General features: G+C 61.7%; 29 protein-coding genes. 16 read left to right on the top strand and 13 right to left on the bottom strand.

Going from position 1 to position 24,622, the window contains the following annotated elements:
- Positions 1–3 precede the first annotated feature (3 nt).
- Both glp and moaB read right to left on the bottom strand, forming a co-directional pair.
- Positions 4–1,209, bottom strand: coding sequence for a gephyrin-like molybdotransferase Glp (gene glp / locus LOY31_RS11355; protein WP_258713593.1), 1,206 nt, complete (start codon positions 1,207–1,209; stop codon positions 4–6).
- Entirely contained in the window at positions 1,206–1,745 is a 540-nt protein-coding gene (gene moaB, locus LOY31_RS11350; RefSeq protein WP_039770868.1) for a molybdenum cofactor biosynthesis protein B, read from the bottom strand. The genes glp and moaB overlap by 4 nt, the downstream gene beginning before the upstream one ends.
- A gap of 298 nt (positions 1,746–2,043) precedes the next feature.
- On the opposite strand from moaB, the gene LOY31_RS11345 reads away from it, so the two are divergent.
- The 8 genes from LOY31_RS11345 (at position 2,044) to LOY31_RS11310 (ending at position 9,857) form a co-directional block, all read left to right on the top strand.
- Complete coding sequence (locus LOY31_RS11345; RefSeq protein ID WP_192564383.1) at positions 2,044–2,943, top strand: LysR family transcriptional regulator; 900 nt, start codon at positions 2,044–2,046, stop codon at positions 2,941–2,943.
- A 245-nt stretch (positions 2,944–3,188) separates the two neighbouring features.
- The gene (gene fdhD / locus LOY31_RS11340) at positions 3,189–4,031 is read left to right on the top strand and encodes a formate dehydrogenase accessory sulfurtransferase FdhD (protein ID WP_102687386.1); all 843 of its coding nucleotides are present in this window, start codon (positions 3,189–3,191) and stop codon (positions 4,029–4,031) included.
- Entirely contained in the window at positions 4,028–4,513 is a 486-nt protein-coding gene (gene moaC / locus LOY31_RS11335) for a cyclic pyranopterin monophosphate synthase MoaC (RefSeq protein ID WP_258713269.1), read from the top strand. The genes fdhD and moaC overlap by 4 nt, the downstream gene beginning before the upstream one ends.
- Positions 4,510–4,761, top strand: a complete 252-nt coding sequence (moaD, locus tag LOY31_RS11330) for a molybdopterin converting factor subunit 1 (RefSeq protein WP_221533056.1) — start codon at positions 4,510–4,512, stop codon at positions 4,759–4,761. Before moaC ends, moaD begins: the two co-directional genes overlap by 4 nt.
- 3 nt (positions 4,762–4,764) lie before the next feature.
- Positions 4,765–5,226 carry a molybdopterin synthase catalytic subunit MoaE gene (gene moaE / locus LOY31_RS11325; RefSeq protein WP_258713268.1) on the top strand — a complete coding sequence of 154 codons (462 nt, stop codon included), beginning with the start codon at positions 4,765–4,767 and terminating at the stop codon, positions 5,224–5,226.
- A 70-nt stretch (positions 5,227–5,296) separates the two neighbouring features.
- Positions 5,297–6,640 carry a chromate efflux transporter gene (gene chrA, locus LOY31_RS11320; RefSeq protein WP_258713267.1) on the top strand — a complete coding sequence of 448 codons (1,344 nt, stop codon included), beginning with the start codon at positions 5,297–5,299 and terminating at the stop codon, positions 6,638–6,640.
- Positions 6,641–7,064: 424 nt separating this feature from the next.
- Positions 7,065–8,429, top strand: coding sequence for a glutamine synthetase family protein (locus tag LOY31_RS11315; RefSeq protein ID WP_258713266.1), 1,365 nt, complete (start codon positions 7,065–7,067; stop codon positions 8,427–8,429).
- Positions 8,430–8,573: 144 nt separating this feature from the next.
- Positions 8,574–9,857 carry an FAD-binding oxidoreductase gene (locus LOY31_RS11310; RefSeq protein WP_258713265.1) on the top strand — a complete coding sequence of 428 codons (1,284 nt, stop codon included), beginning with the start codon at positions 8,574–8,576 and terminating at the stop codon, positions 9,855–9,857.
- Positions 9,858–9,906: 49 nt separating this feature from the next.
- Here LOY31_RS11310 and LOY31_RS11305 read toward each other — a convergent pair whose 3' ends face one another.
- Both LOY31_RS11305 and LOY31_RS11300 read right to left on the bottom strand, forming a co-directional pair.
- Positions 9,907–10,692, bottom strand: coding sequence for a DeoR/GlpR family DNA-binding transcription regulator (locus tag LOY31_RS11305; protein WP_221533051.1), 786 nt, complete (start codon positions 10,690–10,692; stop codon positions 9,907–9,909).
- 245 nt (positions 10,693–10,937) lie between these two features.
- Positions 10,938–11,831, bottom strand: coding sequence for a LysR family transcriptional regulator (locus LOY31_RS11300; RefSeq protein ID WP_221533050.1), 894 nt, complete (start codon positions 11,829–11,831; stop codon positions 10,938–10,940).
- Between the two features lie 84 nt (positions 11,832–11,915).
- Here LOY31_RS11300 and LOY31_RS11295 point away from each other — a divergent pair, with 84 nt between their 5' ends.
- Entirely contained in the window at positions 11,916–12,692 is a 777-nt protein-coding gene (locus tag LOY31_RS11295; RefSeq protein ID WP_258713264.1) for an NAD(P)H-dependent oxidoreductase, read from the top strand.
- A gap of 41 nt (positions 12,693–12,733) precedes the next feature.
- Here LOY31_RS11295 and LOY31_RS11290 read toward each other — a convergent pair whose 3' ends face one another.
- A complete protein-coding gene (locus tag LOY31_RS11290; RefSeq protein ID WP_007957055.1) occupies positions 12,734–13,249 on the bottom strand; it encodes a transporter suffix domain-containing protein in 516 nt (171 codons plus the stop codon).
- Between the two features lie 129 nt (positions 13,250–13,378).
- On the opposite strand from LOY31_RS11290, the gene LOY31_RS11285 reads away from it, so the two are divergent.
- The 3 genes from LOY31_RS11285 to LOY31_RS11275 are packed head-to-tail and all read left to right on the top strand — an operon-like array spanning position 13,379 to position 17,037.
- Positions 13,379–14,932, top strand: a complete 1,554-nt coding sequence (locus tag LOY31_RS11285; RefSeq protein WP_258713263.1) for a TolC family protein — start codon at positions 13,379–13,381, stop codon at positions 14,930–14,932.
- On the top strand, positions 14,925–16,022 hold the full coding sequence (locus LOY31_RS11280; RefSeq protein WP_258713262.1) for an HlyD family secretion protein: 1,098 nt from the start codon (positions 14,925–14,927) through the stop codon (positions 16,020–16,022). The genes LOY31_RS11285 and LOY31_RS11280 overlap by 8 nt, the downstream gene beginning before the upstream one ends.
- Positions 16,012–17,037, top strand: a complete 1,026-nt coding sequence (locus tag LOY31_RS11275) for a DUF2955 domain-containing protein (protein WP_258713261.1) — start codon at positions 16,012–16,014, stop codon at positions 17,035–17,037. Before LOY31_RS11280 ends, LOY31_RS11275 begins: the two co-directional genes overlap by 11 nt.
- Here the strand turns inward: LOY31_RS11275 and LOY31_RS11270 are convergent.
- Entirely contained in the window at positions 17,022–17,462 is a 441-nt protein-coding gene (locus LOY31_RS11270; RefSeq protein WP_007957067.1) for a YMGG-like glycine zipper-containing protein, read from the bottom strand. The two genes, LOY31_RS11275 and LOY31_RS11270, sit on opposite strands and share 16 nt — an antisense overlap.
- A 169-nt stretch (positions 17,463–17,631) precedes the next feature.
- On the opposite strand from LOY31_RS11270, the gene LOY31_RS11265 reads away from it, so the two are divergent.
- Entirely contained in the window at positions 17,632–17,874 is a 243-nt protein-coding gene (locus tag LOY31_RS11265; protein WP_085607494.1) for a DUF4177 domain-containing protein, read from the top strand.
- The gene (gene yidD / locus LOY31_RS11260; RefSeq protein ID WP_221533045.1) at positions 17,871–18,077 is read left to right on the top strand and encodes a membrane protein insertion efficiency factor YidD; all 207 of its coding nucleotides are present in this window, start codon (positions 17,871–17,873) and stop codon (positions 18,075–18,077) included. Before LOY31_RS11265 ends, yidD begins: the two co-directional genes overlap by 4 nt.
- A gap of 18 nt (positions 18,078–18,095) precedes the next feature.
- On the opposite strand, the gene LOY31_RS11255 is transcribed toward yidD, so the two are convergent.
- From LOY31_RS11255 to LOY31_RS11235, 5 genes are all read right to left on the bottom strand, one after another.
- Positions 18,096–19,115 carry an AbrB family transcriptional regulator gene (locus tag LOY31_RS11255; protein ID WP_258713260.1) on the bottom strand — a complete coding sequence of 340 codons (1,020 nt, stop codon included), beginning with the start codon at positions 19,113–19,115 and terminating at the stop codon, positions 18,096–18,098.
- Positions 19,116–19,154: 39 nt separating this feature from the next.
- Positions 19,155–19,577: an HD domain-containing protein gene (locus LOY31_RS11250; protein ID WP_258713259.1), complete on the bottom strand. Its 423-nt coding sequence runs from the start codon at positions 19,575–19,577 to the stop codon at positions 19,155–19,157.
- Between the two features lie 15 nt (positions 19,578–19,592).
- Complete coding sequence (locus LOY31_RS11245) at positions 19,593–19,982, bottom strand: hypothetical protein (protein WP_258713258.1); 390 nt, start codon at positions 19,980–19,982, stop codon at positions 19,593–19,595.
- A gap of 201 nt (positions 19,983–20,183) precedes the next feature.
- Positions 20,184–20,597, bottom strand: coding sequence for a hypothetical protein (locus LOY31_RS11240; protein ID WP_007957072.1), 414 nt, complete (start codon positions 20,595–20,597; stop codon positions 20,184–20,186).
- A 62-nt stretch (positions 20,598–20,659) separates the two neighbouring features.
- Positions 20,660–21,085 (bottom strand): hypothetical protein, encoded by a 426-nt coding sequence (locus LOY31_RS11235; protein ID WP_077572288.1) that lies wholly within the window; start codon positions 21,083–21,085, stop codon positions 20,660–20,662.
- A 588-nt stretch (positions 21,086–21,673) separates the two neighbouring features.
- Here LOY31_RS11235 and LOY31_RS11230 point away from each other — a divergent pair.
- Both LOY31_RS11230 and LOY31_RS11225 read left to right on the top strand, forming a co-directional pair.
- A complete protein-coding gene (locus LOY31_RS11230) occupies positions 21,674–21,949 on the top strand; it encodes a fructose-bisphosphate aldolase (RefSeq protein WP_258713257.1) in 276 nt (91 codons plus the stop codon).
- Between the two features lie 130 nt (positions 21,950–22,079).
- Positions 22,080–22,349: a hypothetical protein gene (locus tag LOY31_RS11225; protein ID WP_179695546.1), complete on the top strand. Its 270-nt coding sequence runs from the start codon at positions 22,080–22,082 to the stop codon at positions 22,347–22,349.
- 76 nt (positions 22,350–22,425) lie between these two features.
- On the opposite strand, the gene LOY31_RS11220 is transcribed toward LOY31_RS11225, so the two are convergent.
- Both LOY31_RS11220 and LOY31_RS11215 read right to left on the bottom strand, forming a co-directional pair.
- Positions 22,426–22,974: a cupin domain-containing protein gene (locus LOY31_RS11220; RefSeq protein ID WP_007957093.1), complete on the bottom strand. Its 549-nt coding sequence runs from the start codon at positions 22,972–22,974 to the stop codon at positions 22,426–22,428.
- Positions 22,975–23,335: 361 nt separating this feature from the next.
- A complete protein-coding gene (locus LOY31_RS11215; protein WP_108561094.1) occupies positions 23,336–24,619 on the bottom strand; it encodes an FAD-binding oxidoreductase in 1,284 nt (427 codons plus the stop codon).
- Positions 24,620–24,622: the final 3 nt, after the last annotated feature.

The raw sequence follows: 24,622 nt of genomic DNA, 5'->3' as shown, positions 1-24,622 counted from the left end.
CGCTCAGAACAGCTCGCTGAACGGGATGAAACGCAGCGGATCACCCCTCTGCAAGGTGCTGTTCTCGGGGATTTCCACCAGCCCGTCGGCCCAGGTCGCGCCGAGCAGAACCCCGGAACTCTGGTTCGGATACAGCGCCGCCTGCCCGCCCTCCATACGCACCCGCAGGTATTCACGACGGCTGCCGGGTTTCGGCCAGTCGAACCCGGCGTTGACCGTGAAGCTCAGCGGCATCACCTCTTCCACGCCTTGAATACGCAGCAGATACGGGCGCGCCAGCAGGCCGAAGGTCACCAGCGCCGAGGTCGGGTTGCCCGGCAGGCCGATCACCGGCACTGTGCCGAAATGCCCGACCGTCAGCGGTTTGCCGGGTTTGATCGCGAGTTTCCACAGCAGCGGTTTGCCGTTGTCGCGCAGCACCTGGCCGAGACAATCGGCGTCACCGGCAGACACGCCACCGGTGGTCAGAATCAAATCGGCCGCCACCTGCAGTTGCTCGAGTTTGAGTCGGGTCTGCGCCGGGCGATCGGGCAGAATCCCGGCGTCGATCACTTCGCAACCCAGTTCGCGCAACCAGTGGTCGAGCAAGGTGCGATTGCTGTTGTAGATGCTGCCGGGACGCAGCGGCTGGCCAGGTTCCACCAGCTCATCACCGGTCGACAGCAACGCCACGCGCGGACGACGCACCACCGGCAAATGGGTCATGCCCTGCCCGGCGGCGACGGCCAGTTCGAACGGGCCGAGGCGTTTGCCGGCGCGCAGCAAGGTGTCGCCGACGCGGTTTTCCTGGCCCTGGGCGCGGATGTTCTGGCCGACCTTCAGCGGTTGCAGGAAACGTACGCGACCGTCCTCCAGCACTTCGACATTTTCCTGCATCTCCACGCAATTGGCGCCCATGGGCAACGGCGCGCCGGTGAAAATCCGTGCGCAGGTGCCGGACAGCAAGGCGTCCGGCGCCATCCCGGCATAGACCCGCTGTGACACGCTCAACGGCTGGCGATGCAGGTCGGCAAAGTTGAAGGCGTAGCCGTCCATGGCGCTGTTCGGCCACGGCGGCAGATCGAGGGCGGCGACCAGATCGCTGGCCAGCACGCGTCCGCGCGCTTCATTGAGCGGCACCGATTCACTGTCCGGCAGACGTTGTTCATCGGCCATCGCCAGCAGTTGGTCGAGGGCGTCCTCGACCGGCATCAACCCGGGCTTGCTCATCCGCGCGGCCCGCAGGCTTGCACCGGCTTGAGGTGCGGAACGAAGTTGCACGGGCGATGACGGTTATCCAGTTGTTCGGCGAGGATGCCTTCCCACGCGGTGCGGCAAGCGCCGGTGGAACCCGGCAGGCAGCACACCAGCGTGCCGTTGGACAGGCCGGCCAGCGCACGGCTTTGTACGGTCGAGGTGCCGATGTCGAGAATCGAGATGGCGCGGAACAGTTCGCCAAAGCCGTCGATCTGCTTGTCCAGCAGGCAAGCCACGGCTTCCGGAGTGCTGTCGCGGCCAGTGAAACCGGTGCCCCCGGTGATCAGCACCACTTGAATGCCGTCGTCGGCGATCCACTGCGCGACCTGGGCGCGGATCTTGTACAGATCGTCCTTGAGCAGGTTGCGTTCACTCAAGGTGTGGCCGGCTTCCAGCAAGCGGCTGACCAGCAATTGGCCGGAGGTGTCACTGGCGTAATCGCGGGTATCGCTGACCGTCAGCACGGCAATATTCAGGGGAACGAACAAGGCATCCGATTTAACACTCATGGCACTCTCCGGCCGTCGTCAATTCAATGGATGACGAGCCTAAGTGCCGCTTGTGAGGACTGTCTAATCACTCTGGCCAACCACTCTATCGACCTGCTCTATCGGTGAATTTTTTCAGCGCCTCGACCGCAGTCCGGCCCAATGAAACCGGGCGTCATCGAAACCCTCGATAGGCTCTTAAACACTGCCGATTGGACGAAAAAAGCCCTCGGTGAGATCGTCGCTCCCTGCGCTTTCCGTGCGCCGTACGCATCTGCGTCAATACTCAATCAAAATTCCTTATCGAGCAGGTGCCGTCGTGGACATCAAACAACTCAAGTTCCTGATCGCGCTGGACGAAACCCGCCACTTCGGCCAGGCCGCCGCGCGCTGCCACATCACCCAGCCGACCCTGTCGATGCGCCTGCGCAATCTGGAAGACGAGCTGGATCTGGTGCTGGTCAATCGCGGCCAGCGCTTCGAAGGGTTCACCCAGGCCGGGGAGCGTGTACTGGCCTGGGCCCGCACCCTGCTGGCGGCCCACGACGGGTTGTTTGCCGAAGCGGCAGCCTGCCGCGGGCAACTGGTCGGTAGCCTGCGCCTGGGGCTGGTGCCGCTGAGCAACTTCAACCCGGTCAATTACATTCAGGGCTTGTCCGGGACTTATCCGGAGCTGAAATACAGCCTGTCGTCGCTGAGTTCGGACGAGATCATCGAAGGTCTGGGCAACAATCAGCTGGACCTGGGCGTGTGTTATCTGGACCACGTCAACCCGAACTATTTCGAGTTTTTCGAGATCGGCGAGACCCGCGTCGGCCTGCTCTACGACACCCGTCACTTCCATTTCGAAGGCCCGGAAATGAGCTGGGAAGACGCCGCCGAACTGCCGCTGGGGATGATCACCACCGGCATGCACTACCGCAAATCCATCGATTTGAGTTTCCGCAGTCGCGGGTTGAATCCTCAGCCGATCATGGAAAGCGATTCGACCTATCAACTGCTGCAGGCGATTCACCAGGGTTTCTGCTGCTCGATCATGCCGCTGGACAGCGGGCTGGAAGAGCCGATCGAGCACCTGGCCTTCATCAACCTGCCGGATGCCAGTGTGCTCGCGCCGCTGGGGCTGGTGATGCGCAAGACGGAACCGCGCTCGGCGATTGCCGAGAAGTGTTTTGCCGAGGCGCGCAAGATGTTCGGGATCGAGGCGCCTGCCGAATAGACATTGTTGAATCTGAGACCGCCATCGCGAGCAGGCTCGCTCCCACATTGGAATGCAATCTCTTGTGGGAGCGAGCCTGCTCGCGATGGGGCCCGAATAGCCAACATCCACTTCAAAAGTGAATGCTCACTGTTTCCGCGTACGGTCATCGACCAATCCAATCACTGCATCGGAACAAGCGATTGGACGCAATTTTCCCTGCCCCGTAGCCTGAACTCACTTCAGCGCTTCGGGGACTTTTCAAGATGCTGTGCCAAGTTGAACAACTCATCGAGCCGGGCGACGCCAACGCCCCCGCGCCACAACCGGCGCAAGTGGCCTACCGCGAATACCTCGACGACGCGCCGGTGTCCCACGCGGCGCTGGCGGCCGAAATCGCTTTGGCCATCAGCTACAACGGCCTGAATCAGGCCGTGATGATGGTCTCGCCAGGCAACATCGAGGACTTCATTCGCGGCTTCAGCCTCAGCAACGCGATCGTCGACCGCCTCGACGATATCCACGACATCCGCCTGACCCATTTCGACCAGGCCTGTCAGGCCGACGTGCAGATTTCCAGCCGCGCGTTCTGGGCGCTGAAGGATCATCGCCGGCAGATGGCGGGCACCAGTGGATGCGGCCTCTGCGGCGTGGAAGCCCTTGAGCAGGCGCTGCCGCAACTGGAGATCCTGACCCCGACACCGCTGCCACCGGCCGCGCATTTCGACGGCATCCGCCAACGCATCGAACAGGCACAGCAACTGGCCCGCAGCAGCGGCGCCCTGCACGCGGCGTTGTACTTCGACGCCGACGGCGAAGCGCTGCTGTGCCGCGAAGACATCGGCCGCCACAACGCCCTCGACAAACTGATCGGCGCTTTGCAATTCGAAGGCCTCGATGCGCGTCAGGGCTTCGTCGTGGTCACCAGCCGTTGCAGCCTCGAACTCATCCACAAAGCCGTGCGCGCCCGCCTCGGCACCCTCGTCAGCCTGTCCGCCCCCACCGCATTGACCGTGCGCTGGGCGCTCAAGCACCGCTTGAACCTGATCCACGTCCCGCACCGCAACGCCCCGCGAATCTACAGCCCGATCCAGGAGCCCACCGCATGAGCAACACCCTCACCCACCTCGACGATCAGGGCCGCGCCAACATGGTCGACGTCAGCGAAAAAGCCGCGACCCGCCGCGAAGCCACCGCCCAGGCCTGGGTGCAGATGCGTCCGGAAACCCTGCAAATGATCCAGTCCAACGGCCACCCCAAGGGCGACGTGTTCGCCGTGGCGCGGATCGCCGGGATTCAAGCGGCAAAACGCACCCACGAGTTGATTCCGCTGTGTCATGCGCTGCTGCTCAGTTCGATCCACGTCGAGCTCAAGGCCTGCGAACCGGACCGCGTGCAGATCACCAGCACCTGCCGCCTCACCGGCCAGACCGGCGTCGAACTCGAAGCCCTGACCGCCGCCAGCGTCGCCGCTTTGACGATCTACGACATGTGCAAAGCGGTGGACCGGGCGATGGTCATCAGCGACATCCGTCTGCTGAGCAAAGAGGGCGGCCGCTCCGGCCACTTTCAATGGGAGAACCCGCAATGATTCTGATCAACTACTTCGCCAGCTACCGTGACCGGCTCAATCTGGGGGGTGAAAAGATCCCTGTGACCGACTCGCTCAACAGTGTCGAGGACGTGCGGCAGATGCTGATGCAACGTGGCGATGTGTGGCGTGAAGTGCTTGGCGCCGGCAACCTGATGTGCGCGGTGAATCAGGAGCTGTGCCAGCCGGATCAGGCAATCGAGGATTTCGACGAGATCGCGTTTTTCCCGCCGGTCACGGGGGGTTGAAACATGGGTGTTCGAGTCCAGCGTAAAGGCTTCGATGCCGGGCAGTTGATTGCGGATTTGCATGCGCGCAACCCACGGGTGGGCGCAGTAGTGAATTTCATTGGTTATGTGCGGGATCTGAACGTCGGGCAGTCGGTGACCGAGCTGTTTCTGGAGCACTATCCGGGCATGACCGAGAAGGCTCTGGAGCAGATTGCCGAGCAGGCTCGCGAGCGGTGGCCGCTATTGGCGGTGGAGATTGTGCATCGGGTCGGTGCGTTGTCGGTGACCGAGCCGATCGTTTTCGTCGGCGTGAGCAGCAAGCATCGGCATGCGGCGTTCGAGGCCTGCGCGTTCATCATGGATGTGCTGAAGACGCGGGCGCCGTTCTGGAAGCGTGAGACTACGCCTGAGGGTTCGCATTGGGTCGAGGCGCGGGAGAGTGATCAGAATGCGGCGGTTCGCTGGAGTCTGGCGCATGCCTGACCGGGTACTGTCGAATGCGACAAAAGCCTGATTAGATAGCAGCTCCCGCCGATCGAACGTGGAGCCACACTTGAGCCAAACGCCAAAAGACTTGCCCCGTCCTCAACCCATCACCCTGCGCCAGGCCTGGCCCTTCTGGCTCAAACTCGGCTGCATCGGTTTCGGCGGCCCCGCCGGGCAGATCGCGATCATGCATCAGGAACTGGTGGAGCGCCGGCGCTGGATTTCCGAGCGGCGCTTCCTGCATGCGCTCAACTACTGCATGTTGCTGCCCGGCCCCGAGGCCCAGCAGCTGGCGACCTACATCGGCTGGCTGCTGCACCGCACCCGTGGCGGCGTGCTGGCCGGGGCGCTGTTTGTGTTGCCTTCGCTGCTGATCCTGATCGCTCTTTCCTGGGTGTACATCGCGTTTGGCGACGTGCCAGCGGTGGCCGGGGTGTTTTACGGGATCAAACCGGCGGTGACCGCAATTGTGCTGCACGCGGCCCATCGCATCGGCTCGCGAGCCTTGAAGAACAGCTGGCTGTGGGCGATCGCCGGGGCGGCGTTCGTGGCGATCTTTGCCTTCAACGTGCCGTTCCCGCTGATCGTGCTCGGCGCAGCATTGATCGGCTATTTCGGCGGACGCTGGGCGCCGCAGCGCTTCAGCAATGGCGGTCATCGCGGCAGTGAAAAGTCCTTCGGCCCGGCCCTGATCGATGACGACACCCCGCCGCCCGAGCATGCGCGGTTCAGCCTCCCGAGGCTGCTGCGTCTGCTGCTGATCGGTGCGTTACTGTGGAGTCTGCCGATGGCGCTGCTGACGGCGCTGTTCGGCTGGGGCGGCACTTTTACGCAGATGGGCTGGTTCTTCACCAAAGCGGCGCTGCTCACCTTCGGCGGCGCTTACGCTGTGCTGCCTTACGTGTATCAAGGCGCGGTCGGGCATTACGGCTGGCTGACGCCGACGCAGATGATCGACGGCCTGGCCCTGGGCGAAACCACGCCGGGGCCGCTGATCATGGTGGTGGCGTTTGTCGGGTTCGTCGGGGCCTATGTGCAACCGACGTTCGGCCCGGAACACGCGTTCGCCGCCGGCGCGCTGGCCGCGACGCTGGTGACCTGGTTCACCTTCCTGCCTTCGTTTCTGTTCATCCTCGCCGGTGGACCGTTGGTGGAGTCGACTCACAACGAACTGAAATTCACCGCACCGCTGACGGCGATCACGGCAGCGGTGGTCGGGGTGATCCTCAATCTGGCGTGTTTCTTTGCTTACCACGTGTTCTGGCCCGACGGTTTTGCCGGTCAGCCCGATGTTTTCTCGATCGTGCTGGCCCTCATGGCCGCCCTCGCCCTGTTCTTTTTCAAGCGCGGCGTGATCGAGGTGTTGATCGTTTGCGCCCTCGTCGGGCTGGGGTTTTACCTGCTGCGCTGAACCGGGGGGCACGCCACCGCTCGCGGAATCAGGCGTTTACTTATCCGGGGATTCCCCCTTACTATCCAGCCACACCGGCATGGCGGGACTCTCCCGCCGCCGACGTTTTCCGCCAACGGAAACACGCGTCATGAGCACGTCACTACAACAATCAGAATCGTTGAACGTCTCTGCACTGTGCGCCCTCCTTCACAGGGGCCGCGCATGAATCGCATCGTCAATCTCCCCATGGCCCTGAGCCGTTCCAAGCTGCGTCACTCCGCACGCCCGCCGGATATCTGCCTGCCCGTCTGATCGCGCCGCTAAAAATCGCGACAGCTCCCCCTCTTTTTCCGATATCCCTGCCAGGACGCCCGCGCCTTTTGCCGAGCCGCGTCCGGCCCGAATCTGCGCGCCTGTGCGGCGCCATCGTGAGTGATTGATTATGAAATTCGCAGCCATTGAAGACGCCCGTCATTTCCTCGAGCAGAACCCCGACATCGACATGATCGAGCTGTTCATCCTCGACGCCAACGGCGTGCCGCGCGGCAAGCTGTTGCACCGCGAAGAACTGCTCGCCGTGTACGAAAGCGGCCGCCCGCTGCCGAGCACCATTCTCGGCCTGACCGTGCACGGCGAGGACGTGGAAAACTCCGGTCTGGTCTGGGACGTCGGCGACATCGACTGCCGCGCCTACCCGCTGGAAGGCAGTCTGGTGCGCCTGCCGTGGCGGCAGATTCCGACCGCGGCGGTGCAGGTCAGCATGCATCCGGAACAAGGCATGCCGGCGAGCATCGCCGACCCGCGCCACCTGTTGATCAAGATCATCGACCGCTTGAAAGCCGAGGGTTACCACCCGGTGATGGCCTGCGAGCTGGAGTTCTATCTGCTCGACGCCAAACGCGATCACAACGGTCGCCCGCAACCGGCACTGGATGCCGACGGCGGTCGACCGAGACACACGCAGGTCTACGGTTTGCGTGAGCTGGAGCAGATCGAACCGTTCCTCGCCGACCTCTACAACGCCTGCAAACTGCACGGCATTCCGGCACGCACGGCGATCTCGGAATACGCACCGGGCCAGGTGGAAATCACCCTCGAACACGGCGATGCGCTGGAGGCGATGGACCAGGCTGTGCGCTACAAGCGGCTGGTCAAAGCGGTGGCGCACAAGCACGGCATGCAGGCGACGTTCATGGCCAAGCCGTTCGATCACCTGGCCGGCACCGGCATGCACATGCACGTCAGCCTCGCCGATGCCGAGGGACGCAATCTGTTTGCCTCCGAGGACCCGGCCGGCACCCCGCTGCTGCGCACGGCGATTGGCGGGATGCTCGCCTCGTTGCTCGATTCGCTGCTGCTGTTCTGCCCGAACGCCAACTCCTACCGGCGTTTCCAGGCCAACAGCTACGCGCCACTGGCGCCGACCTGGGGCGTCGACAACCGTACCGTCAGCCTGCGCGTGCCCGGCGGCCCGGCCAACACCCGGCACATCGAACACCGCATCTGCGGCGCCGATGCCAACCCGTACCTGGCAGCGGCGGCGATCCTGGCGGGCATTCATCGCGGGATAAAAGACGACATCGATCCGGGCGAGCCGGTGGAAGGCAACGGCTATGCCCAAGCGAAAGAATTGCTGCCGACCGACTGGCTGACCTCGCTGACCGCGTTGGAAAATTCGGTGTGGGCGCGGGATGCGCTGGGACAGGAATTTCTTGGGGTGTATCTGGCGGTGAAACGCGCGGAATACCGGCAGTTCATGGCCGAAGTGGGCGAGCAGGACTGGCGCTGGTACCTCACAGAAGCCTGATAAATCACTCCGCCCCCTTGTGGGAGCGGGCTTGCCCGCGAAGGCGTCGTCACATTCAACACTTCAGGTGACTGACACATCGCTTTCGCGAGCAAGCCCGCTCCCACAGGGTTCGTGCACCGACTCCCGAATCTGGACACTGAAATGACTGAACGCAGCAATTCCTACTACACCGCAACCCTCAACCGCGACACCGATTACCCGACCCTGCAAGGCCGGCACAAGGTCGATGTGGTGATCATCGGCGGAGGTTTCACCGGCGTCGCCACAGCCGTCGAGCTGGCCGAAAAAGGCCTGAAAGTCGCCATCGTCGAGAGCCACAAGATCGGCTGGGGCGCCACCGGGCGCAATGGCGGTCAGGTCACCGGCAGCCTGTCCGGCGACGGTGCGATGCGCAAACAGATGCGCAACACCTTGGGCGATGAGGTCGACGATTTCATCTGGCACCTTCGCTGGCGCGGCCACGAAATCATCAAGCAGCGGGTCGAGAAATACGCCATCGATTGCGACCTCAAGCACGGCCATTTGCACGCCGCTTATAAGCCGAGCCACATGGCCGGTTTGCGCAGCGATTACGACGAAGCCGTGCGCCGCGGCATGGGTGATGAAGTCCGCCTGCTCGACCGCAGCCAGGTGCGCGATCTGCTGCAAAGCGAGCTCTATCACGGCGCAATCAAGAACACCCGCAACATGCACCTGCACCCACTCAACCTGTGCATCGGCGAAGCGCGGGCGGCGGAAAGCCTCGGCGCGCTGATCTTCGAAAACAGCGAAGTGCTGGAGATCATTCACGGCGACAGCCCCGGCGTGCGCACCGCCCACGGCCGGATCGACGCCAATCAGGTGCTGCTGGCCGGCGACGTCTACCACAAGCTCGAGCCGGCTCAGCTCAAGGGCAAGATTTTCCCGGCCATGGGCGGCATCGTCACCACCGAACCGCTGGGGGATCTGGCCAAGCAGATCAACCCCGAAGACCTCGCCGTTTACGACTGCCGCTTCGTCCTCGATTACTACCGCCTCACTGCCGACGGCCGCCTGCTGTTCGGCGGCGGCGCCAACTACAGCGGCAAGGATTCACGGGACATCGCTGGCGAACTGCGGCCGTGCATCGAACAGACCTTCCCGGCGCTCAAAGGGGTGAAGATCGATTACCAGTGGAGCTGCGCGATGGGCATCGTCATCAACCGCATCCCGCAACTGGGCAAGCTCTCGGACAACGTCTGGTATTGCCAGGGCTACTCCGGCCACGGCATCGCCACGACTCACATCATGGGCGAGATCATGAGCCGGGCGATCACCGGGCAGATGCAGCAGTTCGACACGTTTGCCGCCTGCTCGCACATTCGCGTGCCGATGGGCGATCTGCTGGGGAATCCGATGCTGGCGGCGGGCATGTGGTACTACCAGATGCTGGAAAAACTGCGCTGATCGAGCGGGCCCCATCGCCAGTGATGGGGCCTCTTTTTGCCGCAAAACCTCAGTCAGGCAACTGCTCCACCTCAATCCCCAACCGCCGATAATCCTCGACACTCCCCGACGCCACATGCCGCTCGGTGATCAGCGTGTGCAAGCGCTCGCACGGCGCCACCACAAACGGCTCCACCGCGCCGAGCTTGTCCGCCGTGGTCACGGCAATCACCCGCGCCGCACAGTCCAGCAGCGCCTGTTTGACCGGCACCTCATCGAAGTGCAGCGAGGTGATGCCCACCTCCGGATGAATCGCACAGACCCCGGTGATCGCCAGATCAGCCTTGATCCCCGACAACAGCCGCAGCGCCTCATGACCGCCAGCCGACATGGTTTTCGGATTCAACTGCCCACCCGCCAGAATCACCTTGATGCCCGGATATTCGGACAACGCGATCGCCGTCATCGGCGATGCCGTGACTGCCGTAAGGTTGATATCCCTGGGCAACGACCGCGCCACCTGCAACGAGGTGGAACCCGAGTCGAACATCACCGTCTGCCCGTTACGCACCTGCTGCGCTGCCAATTGCGCCAGACGAATCTTCACCTCGTCGATCTCGTCCAGCCGGGTGAAGTAATCCTTGCCGGTGTCCTTGGGCCTCGGCAGCGCGCCGCCGTGCACGCGCTGCACCAGTCCGGCGTTGTCCAGTTCAGCCAGATCGCGGCGGATGGTGTCTTCGGACACCGCAAAATGCTGGCTCAACTCGGACGCCATGACCTTGCCGTCACGTTCGAGGATCAGAAGGATCTTCTGCCGGCGCAGAGAGGGAAGCTCGGAAGCGGAATGATCGTGCATGGTTTTGCCTGTTTGTGCTTTTAATTGCAGGTTTGCGCGAGCTTAGCCAAGCAAACCTGCAAACACAACGCCGGTATCAATGGCTTCGATCATTGGAATCACGAAGCCGAATTTTTTCTTTTGACCCGCCCCCGGCAGAATGGCCCCACTTTCAAAAGGACCAGGATGAACACCCCATGAACCTCAATTTCGCTTTCGCCTGCATGGTCGTTGTGTCGTTTGCCATCGCGCTCGGGCACGCCTGATCAGACCGACGCCGCCAGATGCTCGCGAAACCATTTGTGCGCCGGGTCGCGGTGCGAACGCTCGGCCCAGAGCATGGCCATTTCGTAGCCCGGCACTTGCAGCGGCGGCTCGACCACTTGCAGCGCGGGATTGCCGCGCGCCAGCCTTGACGGCAGCATCGCCACCAGATCGGTGCTGGCCAGCACCGACATCAGCAACAGAAAGTGCGGCACCGACAGCACTACGTTTCGCGTAAGCCCCACCTCCGCCAGCACCTTGTCCGTCACCCCGAAAAAACCTCCGCCTTCCGGCGACACCAGCACATGCTCCAGCTCGCAGAACTGTGCGCGGGTCGGCTTGCGTTGCAGTTTCGGGTGCCCGGCTCGACCGGCCAGCACGTAGCGTTCGGTGAACAGCGCACGTCGGTGCAGTTCCAGCGGTGCGTCCTCGCTGGTGTGCAGCGCCAGGTCGATCACGCCCTGCTCCGCCTGCTTGACCAATTGCCGAGGCGACAAGTCCAGCACCGCCAGCCGCGTGCCCGGCGCCTGACTGCGCAGCCCACCGAGGGCCGGCAGCAGAATGGTCGATTCGCCATAGTCCGAGGCCGCAACTTTCCAGGTGTGGGTCGCCTGCGCCGGGTCGAACGGACTGGCCGGTGCCACCGCCCGCTCCAGCGCTTCCAGCGCCTCGCGCAACGGTTCGCGCAATTCATCGGCCCGCGCCGTCGGGCGCATGCCTCGGGGACCCGGCAGCAACAGCGGATCACCAAAAATCTCCCGCAAGCGGGCCAGATGCACGCTCACCGACGGCTGCGACAGATGCAGCCGTTGCGCGGCGCGGGTGACGTTGTGCTCGGACAGCAGCACATCGAGGGTCAGCAGCAGGTTGATATCCAGCCGTCTCAAATTATTCATGGCTATACCAGACATATCAGACATTCATTTCCAATATACCTGCCGGGCGCCGATCCTGCTGTCACTCAGCAACGGAGCCTCACCATGAATGTGCTACTGGTCTACGCCCACCCCGAACCGCAATCGCTCAACGGCGCGCTCAAGGACTTCACCGTCCGGCGCCTGGAAGCCACCGGCCACACCGTGCAGGTTTCCGATCTCTACGCGATGAACTGGAAAGCCAGCCTCGACGCCGACGACAGTCCCGACCGCGACAGCACTTGCCCGTTCGACGCGTCCCTCGATTCGAAACTCGCCTTCGAAGAAGGCCGGCAAGCTGCCGACATCACCGCCGAGCAGGCCAAACTGCTGTGGGCCGACACTCTGATCCTGCAGTTTCCGCTGTGGTGGTTTTCCATGCCGGCGATTCTCAAGGGCTGGGTCGAGCGCGTGTACGCCTACGGATTTGCCTACGGTGTCGGCGAGCATTCGGATTCTCGTTGGGGCGACCGTTATGGCGAAGGCACCTTGAAAGGCAAACGGGCGATGCTGATGGTGACCGCCGGCGGCTGGGAATCGCATTACAGCCCGCGCGGAATCAACGGCCCGATCGATGACCTGCTGTTCCCGATTCATCACGGGATTCTGTATTACCCCGGCTTCGAGGTGCTGCCGCCGTTCGTGGTGTATCGCACCGGGAAGATGGATGAAGCGCGGTTTGCCCAGACGTGCGAAGAACTGGGCGCGCGGCTGGATGAGTTGTGGAGTACGCGGCCGATCGGATTTCGGCGGCAGAATGCCGGGGATTACGAGATTCCGGCGTTGACCTTGAAGGACGATATTGCGCCGGGCAGCGAAGGCTTCGCCGCCCACCTGAAATAGCCGCCCACCTCAAAAAAACAGGGGGCCTGGCCCCCTGTTTTTTATTCCACCACCACCCGCGCCTTGCGCACGAACAGCGCATGTACCTTGTCCCAGAAATTGCCGCCCAGCACGAAAAAGCTGCCGACGAACATCAAGTCGCCCAGCGCCTGCATCTGCCAGAGGTTGGGTCGCACGCCCGGGAAGAAGTTGTCGAAATACGGTTCCAGGAAGGACGACAGCAGAGGCAGGCAGAACATCACCACGCCGATCTTGTGGCGCATCGGGCTGACTTCGGCCACCGGGGTCGGAATCACGCCGGAAATATAGTGGCCGATCGTGCGCTTGAGTTCGGCGAACCCGGCCTTGCCCATCACCGCGATCACCAGCAGCAACAGCACTTTATTGCTGATGAACAGCACCCCGGTCAGCGCCGCGACTTTCGAGCCCGGCACATCGAGGGCGGCGGCAATCGGCACCATCAGCCACGAACCGAGCATCAGGCAGATGATTGCCACGCCGACCTTGAAACGCCAGCTGGCGCTGGTGGGGGCAAGCGGTTCTTGAGCAGTGTCCATGGCTTCCTACCTTTTCGTCGGGGGCGGTTCAGGGGAGTTCGCCTGAAAAAGCGTAGCAGCTGATTGCTTCGATCAACCCGCAATCTGCGGTCTATGCTCCAGTGACATTTCCCGCTGGGGCCTCCCGGTATGCCTGCAACGCCAGCCCTGCTGATCCGTCCCGGCCACCTGCTGCTGCTCGGTGTGCTGAGCCTTGGCGGCTGCATGCGGCTGGGCCCGGATTTCCAGCCGCCGGCCGAGGACTGGAGCAAGCAATGGCAAAGCCCGGCGCTGGAGCAGGCCAGCGAACGAGGCACGCTGCCGGACCTGCGCCAGTGGTGGCAGGTGTTTGCCGATCCGATCCTCGACCGCTTGATCAGCGACGCCGAAGCCCGCAACAGCAGCCTGAAGATCGCCGGCCTGCGAGTCCTCGAAGCCCGCGCGCAACTGGGCATCGCCGACAGCGGTCGCTATCCGCAACTGCAACAGGCCAGCGCCGACAGCCTGTACATCGACCGCCACCAGTCCGGCGGCAGCAATCCGCAGGACTTGCACTTTTGGCAGCACAGCGCCGCGTTCGATGTTGGCTGGGAACTGGATTTCTGGGGTCGCTTCAGCCGCGCCATCGAATCCGCCGACGCCAGCTACTTCGCCGCCCAGGCCAACTATGAAGACGCCCTCGTTCTATTACGCGCTCAAGTGGCCGACACCTACTTTGCCCTGCGCACCACCGAAGCCCGGCTGCGGGTCGCCCGGGAAAACGCCGCCCAGCAAAAGCGCAATTTCGAGATCACCGAAAAACTCTTTCGCAGCGGCCAGACCGCCGAACTCGACCTGCAACAGGCCAGGACCCAATACCTCGGCACTTTGAGCAGCATTCCGGCGTTCGAAGACCAATTGCTGCGCACCCGCAATGCGCTGGCGGTGCTGGTCGGCCAGCCGCCCGGGGGCGCGGCGTTTCTGGCGGAGCAACCGGGGCTGATTCCGCTGGTGGATCGCGCCGTGTTGCAGGACGTCCCGGCCAACCTGCTGCTGCGCCGTCCCGATGTGCGCGCGGCGGAACTGAATGTGGCCGCGCAATCGGCGCTGGTCGGCGTGGCGGAAACCGACCTGTATCCCTCGCTGACCTTGCTCGGCAGCATCGTCTGGTCCAGCGACACCCTAGGCGCCACCCCGCGCAGCCTCGACCTGATCGGCGGCCCGAGCCTGCGCTGGAACCTGTTCGATTACGGCCGCATCCACAACAACATCCGCGTGCAGGACGCGCGGTTGCAGCAACTGATCGAGGCATATCGCGACAAGGTCCGCCAGGCTGCCCGCGAAGCCGACGACGCCGCCAGCGGCCTGACCAAAGCGCTGGAACGCGAGCGCATTCTCGGCGAGGCCGAAGGTGCGGCGCGGCGTTCGCTGGTGCTGGCCAACACCCAATATCGCGAAGGCTATTCGGACTTTCAGCGGGTGCTCGACGCCCAGCGTGCGTTGCTGGAGCTACAGGACAACTATCTGGTCAGCCGCAGCAACGCCGTGAGCAACCTGATCGCGCTTTACCGCGCCGTGGGCGGCGGCTGGCAAAGCGCCGGGCCGCAGATTGATTCAGCGACCCGGCAACAGATGCAGCAGCGCACCGATTGGGGCGATCTGCTGAGCGCCCCGCCGCCCCAACCGACTTATCCGATTCCCTCGCAGGTAGACCGCCATGAGTGATGAAGCGCCGCCGGATCCGGCGAAAAAAGGCATCCGCTGGGTGCTGCTGGTGATTGTGCTGAGCCTGGTCTGGTATCTGCTGGCCGACCGCTTTACGCCGTATACCCAGCAGGCGCGGGTCGGCGCGTTCGTGATCCCGGTGGCGGCAGAGGTCGCGGGCCGGGTGATCAAGGTCAACGTGCGCAACAATCAGGACGTGCAGGCCGGCGACATCCTCTTCGAGCTTGATCCGCAGCCGCTGCAGATCGCCGTCGACCGGGCCCGCGCCGATCTGGAAAACACCCGGCGCACGGTCGGCGCCAGCACCGCCGGCATCGCTTCGGCCCAGGCGTCGTTGCGGGCCGCGCAAGCCAATGAACTCAAGGCGCGCCAGGACAATCGACGGCTGGAAGGTTTATATAAAGAAGATCCGGGCACGGTGTCCGTACGGCTTCTGGAAGTCTCCCGGGCCAACCACGAAGCGGCGGTCAGCAAGGTCGCCGCCGCCAAGGCCGAAGTGCTGCGCGCGCAGGAGCAGGAAGGCGGCAACACTGACACCAACGCCAAACTGCTCAGCGCCGCCGCCACGCTGGCCAAGGCCGAACTGGATCTGGCCAACACCCGCATCGGCGCGCGTTCAGCGGGGCTGATCACCGACCTGCGCACCGATGTCGGCCAGTTCGCCGCTGTCGGCAGTCCGGTGATGACGCTGATCACGATCCAGGACGTGTGGGTCAGCGCCGACCTCACCGAGAACAACCTCGGCCGGATCAAGCCCGGCACGCCGGTGTCGATCATCCTCGACGCCCTGCCCGGCGAAGTGCTCGACGGCCGGGTGCGCAGCGTCGGTTATGGCGTCAGCGTCGGCCAGACGCCGCCGCCCGGCACCCTGCCGACGATCCAGAACAGCCGCGACTGGCTGCGTCCGGCCCAGCGTTTTCCGGTGATCATCGAGTTCAGCGAAGAGGCGAAGAAACGTCTGTTCGAGAGCCGTTCGATTCGCGCCGGTGGGCAGGCGGAAGTCATGGCGTTTCCCAGTGAGGGCAATCTGCTCAATCCGTTGGGCCGGGTGTTTATCTGGCTGATGAGTTGGCTGTCGTATGCCTATTGAGCGCAGTGTCCCGGCGCAACGGGCCTTGCGCCTGGCCTGCGGCACGGCGTTGTGCACCGCCGCCAGTTACGGCCTCGCCTTGCCGCTGTCGTTTTTGTCGCCGGTGCTCGCAGTGTTGCTGCTGGCCAGCATGCCTCGACCGTTGCCAGTCAAAATGGCGCTGGTGCTGACATTGGTCGCCGCGTTCACCACCAGTCTCGGCCTGTTGCTGGTGCCGTTGCTGCGTTATTACCCGGTGTGCGGCGTACTGCTGATCGGTGTCGGGCTGTTTCTGGTGTTCACCTACGGACTGCGCGGCGGCAACGTGCTGATCATGACGTTTCTGGTGATCGGCATGACCATGATTTCCGCCGCCGGTTTCGCCTCATTCGAGCTGGCGATGGCGGTGATCGGCGCGCTGGTCAAAGGCCTGTTGCTGGCCGTCGTCATCGTCGGCCTGAGCCACGTCCTGTTCCCGGAACCGGCCAACAGCCCCGCGCCACCACCCGCTCCCGCCCTGCCCGCCGAAGACGTGCCCCGCGTAGCGATGCGCGCAACATTGATTGTGCTGCCGACCTTTCTGCTGGTGCTGATCGACCCGGCCAGTTACCTGCCGATCATCCTCAAAGCCGTCAGCCTCGGCCAGCAGAGCACCACCACCCGCACCCATCACGCCGGACGCGAATTGCTCGGTTCGACCTTATTGGGCGGGTTGCTGGCAGTGCTGTTCTGGTGCGCGTTGAGCCTGTTCGTGCACCTGTGGATGTTCTTTCTGTGGATGCTGCTGTTCGGGCTGCTTTTGGCGCGCAAACTCTATCGACTGCACCCGACGCAACTGACGCCGGGGTTCTGGCTCAACACTCTGATCACCATGATCATCCTGCTCGGCCAGTCCGTTGAGGACAGCGCGGCGGGCAAGGACGTCTACACCGCCTTCGCGGTGCGCATGGGGTTGTTCATTCTGGTGACGCTCTACAGCGGCGTGATGATGCACCTGCTCGTCGCGCACCGGGAAAACCGTCAGGGCGTGACCTGATAACCCCGCCCTTGCAGGCAACCGGTGTAGGCGCTTGAACTGGCTGAAGCATCGGTCCGCCGCTGCTCGCGCCGATCCTGCCGCTGCCGCGCACCGCCGACTACCGCACCGGCGGCAGCCGTCTCTTTGGCTCGGTTCTGGCGGTAATCCTGCTTGCGATCATCGTCCACAGCTTCGTAGAACTCGTCGTGCTGACGACCGCGCACTTCCGCGGCGGTGGCGCCAGCAGCGGCACCCACGGCAGCGCCCTTCAACCGACCGCCGGCCTGGGGTGTCGACGTGGTTGAAGTGGACGCGATGGAATGGCAGTCGTTGATGTCGATCTGGGTTTGCTGGGAAGTCTGGCCCTTGAGCGGGACGACGGATTCAGCGCTGGCCTGTGTGGCGCACAGGCACGCTGCGATGAACAGTGAATGGCGGAACATGATGACCTCCGACGCGGCGGGGTTGCCTGTGGGGCGGGGTAATCTGGGAGTGTAGTTCACGACCGATCCAGCAACGCCCAGCGAATGATGGCCAAGAGATATCAAATTAAGTATAAACGTTCGGTTCTGTCATTCATTCGGAATGCAGCGCTGGAAAGGATGAGCAAGGATGTACGTATATAAAATGGTTCAAGTCCCGCCAAACATTGAAGTTCGTGCCAAAGAGCACCGTGGGAATGAAGCCGCAGTCTATCTTCAGAACGTAGTGAACTCCCACGCAGAAGACGGTTGGGAGTTCTACCGAATCGACACTATTGGGGTTTCTGTCAAACCGGGGTGCTTCGATGCGCTGCTCGGTAAGAAAAACGTACTGACCGAGTACTACGTCATTTCCCTACGCAAGCCTGCATGATGGTTCCCGTCGCCATATTGGCAATCCGTTGCTATCAGAAAATGGCGCCTGAAAGGCTGAGATCGGCATGTAGATTCGAACCTAGCTGTTCGAACTATTCGATTTTGGCCTTTCAGAAATATGGCTTTTTCAAAGGGGTCGATCTAACCGCTCGACGAATTTGCAGATGTCGCTATCCAAACGGTGGCACTGATTATCCGTAAAAGTCAGCACCACTTGGATCACGCCCCTTCCCTCACCCGCCGTACTTGCACCAACAACGCCGGCGCGAAGTGCAGCACCACCATTCGCGCCAGATGGTGAGTGAGGATAAACACCACATTCAGTCCGCCGGCGAACGCGACGATTGCGATGGTTTCGATTGCCCCCGGCATGTACGCGAGCCACAGCGACAACGCATCGCTGCCCAGCAATCGCGCGGCGGCCAATGCAAAAACCGCCGCGACCAGAATCATCAAACCGACCGACACCAATGCCGTGCGGCCATGACGTCCCAGTTCCGCGAGGCCCAATCCCTGGAACCGCGAGCCGATCCGCACACCGAGAATCAGCGCCGCCAGATTCAGACTCCAGTCCGGCATGTGAAAGCCCTGCAGCCATCCCGATTTCACAAACACGGCGGTGATGATGATTGCCGTCAACATGAACGGCGCCGGCACGCCAACAACCAGCAGCAAACGCCCGACCACCACGCTCAAACCGATCACCGACAGCACGGTCAACGCCATGCCCGTCGACAGCGGCTCGACCTCGGCCACCGCAACCGGCGCCGTTCCGGGAATCAGCAAACTCACCAGCACCGTGATCAGCAGCAGCCGCATCAAGTGCACGATGATCACCTTGCTTGAAGCCTGATGTGATTCCAGCAAATCGAACACCGCCGCCAGCGCGCCCGGATACACCGCCAGCAAGGCATCCGTGCGATTCCATCCCGCCCCGCGCGACAGCCACCAAGCAGCCAGCGCGACCTGCACTGCCAGGCACAGCAACAACACGCCAAGGCTCGGCAACATTGTCGAGACCGTCGCGCTGTCCCACGCTTCGAACATCAACCCGGTGGCGATGCCCAGCGTAACCTGGATGTAGCCCAGGCCATAGGGCGTCGCTGGCGCGAATTTGAATTTGGTGACGACCAGTGCCGTCACAAGAATCGAGCCCAACAGCAACCCGTGGGGCACACCTTCGAACTGCAACAGCGCGCCGAATCCGGCAGCAATCAACAAACACAGAATGGATTTCATGGTCGCCTTCCTGGCTATTCAAGGTGCTTTTCAGTTAAGTCAGGCGCGCAACCATCCAATCGCCCGCCGATATTTTTCGATCCGCTCCAGATCCTCCCAACTCGGCGAGGCAATCCGCGACAGGTCGCTGTTTTCTTCCAGATCCGCCAGCTTCACCACCCGCCCGATCGGGTTCTGTGCCGCACGCTCGACGAAATCCTCGTAGGATTCGCCGGGCACTTTGGTCACCGATTCGATGGCCGACAAAACGGCTTCGCTGAAGCCTTCCTTGCGCAAATCCTCCAGGCTGATGCCGCAGTCCTCGACCACATCGTGCAGCACCGCGACGATGCGTTCTTCCAGGCTGCTCATGCGCAACATGACCTTTAGCGGATGCAAAATATACGGCGCGCCGCCCTTGTCCACCTGCCCCACGTGGGCTGTGGCGGCAATCGCGATGGCGCGTTCCAGAGTCTGAGTCATTTGCGTTTCCTCGGATTAGGCGCCGTACCGGCCACTGATGTAGAAATAGCGCTTGAACCAGCGCCCAATCGCCTGAAAACGCCCGGTCGGCTGCGCCGGCTCGGCGTACCGCTGGAGGATCAGCGAGACCAGATCAGCCTGACTCTCCCCCGAACGCGCGTCCAGCAACTCGCCCACCCAGGCACATCCGGCCTTCTTCAAATGCTCACGCCATTCACCGGGCCAGCCATCCAGCTCATCCAGTGCCAACCACCGCGCACCGCCCTGCTCGACATGCCCGCCGCCAATCGATTGCTCGAAACAGAACGGCGTCGCCGGGCGGGACAGGTCGATGCTGAAGATGTAGATGTCCTGGGTTTTGTGCTGCGGCGTGGGGGCGTTGTTGCGGCTGCCGATCTGAATCATGCGCGGTTCCGTCCGTGGGAGAGGCTTTACAACTTGTTTCGCAGTCTACGACGTGGTGCTGATGGGAGGAACCTTTGGCGATGAGCCGGGGCGTGGCAAGTGAAAAGTTTGACTGGGTGGTCCGGGAAATCCGTTTCAATCGCACACAAAAAAGGGACACCGTTGGGTGTCCCTTTTTGCGTTTGGATTCAGGCCGATGGATCAGCGTTTCATGGCTTCACACTGGTTGCGCAGATCCCCGTCGCCGATGCTCGCACAGCTGCTGCCCTGCTTCGCTTCACAGAAGGAGCGTTTGTCACGATCCTGGATACTCGCGCATGAACCGCCTTTCTCCCCTTCGCAAGCGGTGCGAAGATCGTAATTATCGATCGAGGCACAACTACTGCCTTTCTTGGCGTCGCAATAGGCGCGCTGGTCACGATCCTGGATACCCGCGCATGAACCGCCCTTCTCCGCTTGGCAGGCCGTGCGTAAATCGTAATTGTCGATGGAATAACAACTGCTACCTTCCTCCATCGCCTGGCAATAATTGCGTTTGTCTGGGTCAGTGATGCTGGCACAACTGGCGGAAACGTAACCGCTGAACAGCAACAACATCGCAAGAATCAGTTTCATCTCACACTTCCTTGAGCTTGCCGGGAAACAGCCTGGCACTGAGTAAAGCAATCAAAACCAGATCAGCGCTTCATGGCCTCACACCGCGTACGCAAATCATGGTTGTCGATGTTCCCGCAACTGCTGCCGCCCGTGGTCGCATTGCAGTAAGCACGCTGGTCGTGGTCATCGATGTTGCCGCAGGAACTGCCACCCTGCTCCGCGTTGCATCGCGCACGCAGGTCATGATCATCGATGTTGCCGCAACTGCTGCCGCTCTGTTTGGCGTTGCAGTAGGCGCGCTGGTCGTGGTCGTCGATGTTGCCGCAGGAACTGCCGCCCATCTCCGCGTTACACGCCGCCCGCAGATCGTGATTGTCGATGTTGCCGCAACTGCTGCCGCTCTCCCTTGCATTGCAATAGGCACGCTGATCGTGATCATCAATGTTGCCGCAACTGGCAAAGCTGTAGCCGCTGAACATCAACAACATTGCGAGTAATAGTCTCATCACACACTTCCATGGTTGACCAGGAACCAGCCTGGCACTGCTTGAGCCGATGAATGAGCGTCGCGACACGCCATCAAATTGACATCGGTTTTGGGGAAAGTTCCGGGGGTGGAATGTGTGATGAGTTTTTTGATCTGAAAACGCCGTAGGAAATTGCTCCGCGTGGTGAGGGAGCTTGTTCTTGCGGGGCTGCGAAGCGGGCCGAAATCTGGCAAGTCGTTTTCCCCTGTTACTCCGCAGCCCTTGATTTACGCCGGTTGCGCCGCCGAACGCGAGCGAACTCTCTGGCCAGACGTGGTGATTTCACGTCCTACAGGCTGATTGCGACGGTGGGAATCGGTGCCTAGAGTGGGTCTGTCGCTGAACGAATTTGGCGATAGGGTTTCGCAGCCCTTAAGATTGACACCCTGTTCCGCCTAGCACGGCCGACTCTCGGCTGCGCAAATTTTATGGCGGTTGTGCGTGGGAGACCTTCGGGTCTGCCGGGTCTTGGTGTTAATCCTCCGGTCTGCGAACCCGCGCATAGCTGCCACCCATTTTGTTTCGCAGCAGGACGGTGGCAATTCTTCTCAACAAAGGATTAACACCATGACGACACAGAAACTCATGCGCCACTGCGCGAACATGTCACATCCAGCTACCGATCACCCCGTCCTGCTCATCGATACTGACGCCCCACTGCGCGACCTCCATGCTTGTGCCAGTGAGCGCCTCAATGCCGTTCTCAAATACCTGGATCTAATGACCTGCATCCGCCTCCCTGACCATGCCGAACACGACATTTACACCGTGACCACCATCGCCAGAATCATGGTGCAGGACGTGAGCGACGTATTTCGCATCATTGAAAACCGGACAAGTTAAATTGTTGCTTTTATTCAGAAAGCTATTAGGGCAATCACGAAATAGACTAGGCACCTGTCAGTTCTGACAGGTGAAATAGAATTTATTTTTCGCCAATCTATCTAGGAAGAAAACTATCGAGGTTCAACAAATGAAATATTTCGCGACGTTCAATTCCGTATCTGAATCAAACTTACTTCAGGTCAACAAAATCATGGATGAAGCGCAAGCGACAACCGGTGTCACGGGGATGCGCGGCCCCTATCCGGAATGCCCTGCAGAAGTCAGGACTGGCTGGTACTTCGACCCTCAAAGTGGAGAGTATTTTTCTCCCGAGCGGTATGAAGAGGTTAAAGAAAAATTTTCGGCAAAAGGTTTGAAGGCTGGGATTGAGTCAACATTCTTTGAACCCAGAAGGTAGTAAGAAAAACTCTAAAAAAGGAAATGTCTGAACAAGCCATTTCCTTTTTTATGAAACATTTCGGGACAAGCCGCCTTTAAAAATTCGCCGGCGTATTCGCACTAATAATCTCCGCCTCATCCGCCCCGATATTCCGAAACTTGTGCGGCAGCGTCGTCGGAAAATAATACCCGTCCCCCGCACTCAACACGCTCACTTGCCCGTCCACCGTCAACTCCACGGTGCCGCGTGTCACCAGCCCACACTCCTCACCTTCCGAGTGAACAATCGGCTCTTCCCCCGAACTCGCGCCCGGCGCGTATTGTTCGCGCAGCAAGCGCATCTGGCGGCTTGGGACCGAGGCGCCGATCAGGAGCAGGCGCAGGCCGTGGCGGCCGAGGTCGGGTTGTTCGTTGGCGCGGAAGACGTATTGGTGTTCGCGGGGGGGCTGGTCGAAGGTGAAGAAGTCGGCCAGGGACATCGGGATGCCTTCGAGCAGCTTTTTCAGTGAGCTGACGGAAGGACTGACACGATTCTGTTCGATCAGGGAGATGGTGGCATTGGTCACGCCGCTACGCCGGGCCAGCTCGCGCTGGGAGAGTTTGTAGCTTTCGCGTACTAGTTTGAGTCGAGAACCCGTATCCATGACAGCCTTATGTGAGAACGACTTAAGGGTAATGGGGGTGGGTGGCGGGTGCCGCGCAGGTCGCGCGGATCACGTTGCTCCCGTGTCCCGGAACCGTGAAAGGCGGCTATTAAATCACGTTTGTCGGTGTTGCTCAGCAGGTTCGATGGACGGTGGGTGAAAAGAGCCTGCTGGAGGTAATTGCGGGTCAGGCACAAGACCTGTGGGAGCGAGCTTGCTCGCGATTGGGCGGCATATTCAACATCCCTTTTGCTGATAGGCCGCTTTCGCGAGCAAGCTCGCTCCCACAGGGTTTGTGGTGCTGCTTGCACGGTGTAAAAGCCGGCAACGCCCTTTTTGGGGGCGCCGCCGGCGAGGTAACTCAGATGCCGAAACGGTCGCGCAGCGAGTAGTACACGGCGCCAAGGGCGGTCAGCGGCGCGGAGAAGGTGCGGCCGCCGAGCATTGGCATGTGTGGCAGGGAGGCGAAGGCGTCGAAGCGTTCGGCGTCGCCGCGGATCATTTCCGAGATCAGTTTGCCGGCCAGGTGCGAGCAGGTGACGCCGTGGCCGCTGTAGCCCTGCATGTAGTAGGCGTTTTTCTCGATGCGGCCGAATTGCGGCATGCGCGACATGGTCAGCAGGAAGTTGCCGGTCCAGCGGTAGTCGATTTTCACGTCCTTGAGCTGCGGGAAGGTCTTGAGGATCTTCGGGCGGATCAGGGTTTCGATGTCATCCGGTTCACGGGCGCCGTAGACCACACCGCCGCCGTAGAGCAGACGGTTGTCGGCGGTCAGACGGTAGTAATCGAGCAGGTAGTTGCAGTCCTCGACGCAATAGTTGTTGGTGATCAGGCTGCGGGCCTGTTTCTCGGTCAACGGTTCGGTGACGCAGATCTGCGAGCCGCACGGCATGCTCTTGGCCGTCACGCGGTTGTCGAGGCCTTGCGGCAGGTAGGCGTTGCCGGCGATCAGCAGGTACTTGGCGCGGACCTGGCCTTTGGCAGTGCGCACGACGTTGGGCTCGCCGTACTTGATTTCCACCGCAGCGGATTGCTCGTAGATCTTGCCGCCCAGACGCACGATGGCCGCGGCTTCACCGAGAGCCAGGTTCAGCGGGTGGATGTGGCCACCCTGCATGTCCAGCAGACCGCCGACGTAGGCATCGGAACCGACTTCGCGGCGGATGTCCGCAGCGTCGAGCATCTTCAGGTTTTTATTGCCGTAACGTTCCCAGCTTCGCTTTTGTTCGGCGAGTCCCTTGAGCTGTTTGTTGTTCATCGCTGCGAAAATGCCGCCCGGGCGGTAGTCGCATTTGATGTCGTATTCCTTGATGCGCGAACGGATGATGTCGGCGCCTTCGAAGATCATGCTGCCGAGGATTTCGGCGGTCTTGTCGCCGTAGCGTTCTTCGATCACGTCGACGTCGCGGCTGTAGGAGTTGACCAGTTGGCCGCCGTTGCGACCGCTGGCGCCATAGCCGACTTTCGCCGCTTCCAGCACCGTCACTTTGTAGCCGGCTTCGCTCAGGAACAGCGCCGAGGACAGGCCGGTGTAGCCGGCGCCGATGATGCAGACATCGCACTCCACCGACTCTTCGAGGATCGGAAAGTCGATCACTTCGTTGCGGGTGGCGGCGTAGTAGCTGTTCACGTGTTGTTGTTTCATTTT

Origin of the sequence: Pseudomonas sp. B21-021, assembly GCF_024749205.1 — a bacterium.
GTDB lineage: Bacteria > Pseudomonadota > Gammaproteobacteria > Pseudomonadales > Pseudomonadaceae > Aquipseudomonas > Aquipseudomonas paraglycinae.
Note: the sequence above shows the minus strand (reverse complement) of the source record. Positions and strands in the feature narration are given on the sequence as shown.

Excerpts from the sequence above, each read along its gene's own strand:
- LOY31_RS11230 (WP_258713257.1), top strand. The coding sequence starts at position 21,674 with ATGACGACACAGAAACTCATGCGCCACTGCGCGAACATGTCACATCCA.
- fdhD (WP_102687386.1), top strand. The coding sequence starts at position 3,189 with ATGCTGTGCCAAGTTGAACAACTCATCGAGCCGGGCGACGCCAACGCC.
- LOY31_RS11280 (WP_258713262.1), top strand. The coding sequence starts at position 14,925 with ATGAGTGATGAAGCGCCGCCGGATCCGGCGAAAAAAGGCATCCGCTGG.
- moaE (WP_258713268.1), top strand. The coding sequence starts at position 4,765 with ATGGGTGTTCGAGTCCAGCGTAAAGGCTTCGATGCCGGGCAGTTGATT.
- moaC (WP_258713269.1), top strand. The coding sequence starts at position 4,028 with ATGAGCAACACCCTCACCCACCTCGACGATCAGGGCCGCGCCAACATG.
- moaD (WP_221533056.1), top strand. The coding sequence starts at position 4,510 with ATGATTCTGATCAACTACTTCGCCAGCTACCGTGACCGGCTCAATCTG.
- LOY31_RS11275 (WP_258713261.1), top strand. The coding sequence starts at position 16,012 with ATGCCTATTGAGCGCAGTGTCCCGGCGCAACGGGCCTTGCGCCTGGCC.
- LOY31_RS11255 (WP_258713260.1), bottom strand. The coding sequence starts at position 19,115 with ATGAAATCCATTCTGTGTTTGTTGATTGCTGCCGGATTCGGCGCGCTG.
- LOY31_RS11285 (WP_258713263.1), top strand. The coding sequence starts at position 13,379 with ATGCCTGCAACGCCAGCCCTGCTGATCCGTCCCGGCCACCTGCTGCTG.
- LOY31_RS11310 (WP_258713265.1), top strand. The coding sequence starts at position 8,574 with ATGACTGAACGCAGCAATTCCTACTACACCGCAACCCTCAACCGCGAC.
- yidD (WP_221533045.1), top strand. The coding sequence starts at position 17,871 with ATGATGGTTCCCGTCGCCATATTGGCAATCCGTTGCTATCAGAAAATG.
- LOY31_RS11265 (WP_085607494.1), top strand. The coding sequence starts at position 17,632 with ATGTACGTATATAAAATGGTTCAAGTCCCGCCAAACATTGAAGTTCGT.
- LOY31_RS11295 (WP_258713264.1), top strand. The coding sequence starts at position 11,916 with ATGAATGTGCTACTGGTCTACGCCCACCCCGAACCGCAATCGCTCAAC.
- moaB (WP_039770868.1), bottom strand. The coding sequence starts at position 1,745 with ATGAGTGTTAAATCGGATGCCTTGTTCGTTCCCCTGAATATTGCCGTG.
- LOY31_RS11215 (WP_108561094.1), bottom strand. The coding sequence starts at position 24,619 with ATGAAACAACAACACGTGAACAGCTACTACGCCGCCACCCGCAACGAA.
- LOY31_RS11305 (WP_221533051.1), bottom strand. The coding sequence starts at position 10,692 with ATGCACGATCATTCCGCTTCCGAGCTTCCCTCTCTGCGCCGGCAGAAG.
- LOY31_RS11225 (WP_179695546.1), top strand. The coding sequence starts at position 22,080 with ATGAAATATTTCGCGACGTTCAATTCCGTATCTGAATCAAACTTACTT.
- LOY31_RS11250 (WP_258713259.1), bottom strand. The coding sequence starts at position 19,577 with ATGACTCAGACTCTGGAACGCGCCATCGCGATTGCCGCCACAGCCCAC.
- LOY31_RS11300 (WP_221533050.1), bottom strand. The coding sequence starts at position 11,831 with ATGAATAATTTGAGACGGCTGGATATCAACCTGCTGCTGACCCTCGAT.
- LOY31_RS11240 (WP_007957072.1), bottom strand. The coding sequence starts at position 20,597 with ATGAAACTGATTCTTGCGATGTTGTTGCTGTTCAGCGGTTACGTTTCC.
- LOY31_RS11290 (WP_007957055.1), bottom strand. The coding sequence starts at position 13,249 with ATGGACACTGCTCAAGAACCGCTTGCCCCCACCAGCGCCAGCTGGCGT.
- LOY31_RS11315 (WP_258713266.1), top strand. The coding sequence starts at position 7,065 with ATGAAATTCGCAGCCATTGAAGACGCCCGTCATTTCCTCGAGCAGAAC.
- LOY31_RS11220 (WP_007957093.1), bottom strand. The coding sequence starts at position 22,974 with ATGGATACGGGTTCTCGACTCAAACTAGTACGCGAAAGCTACAAACTC.
- LOY31_RS11235 (WP_077572288.1), bottom strand. The coding sequence starts at position 21,085 with ATGAGACTATTACTCGCAATGTTGTTGATGTTCAGCGGCTACAGCTTT.
- LOY31_RS11270 (WP_007957067.1), bottom strand. The coding sequence starts at position 17,462 with ATGTTCCGCCATTCACTGTTCATCGCAGCGTGCCTGTGCGCCACACAG.
- LOY31_RS11245 (WP_258713258.1), bottom strand. The coding sequence starts at position 19,982 with ATGATTCAGATCGGCAGCCGCAACAACGCCCCCACGCCGCAGCACAAA.
- glp (WP_258713593.1), bottom strand. The coding sequence starts at position 1,209 with ATGAGCAAGCCCGGGTTGATGCCGGTCGAGGACGCCCTCGACCAACTG.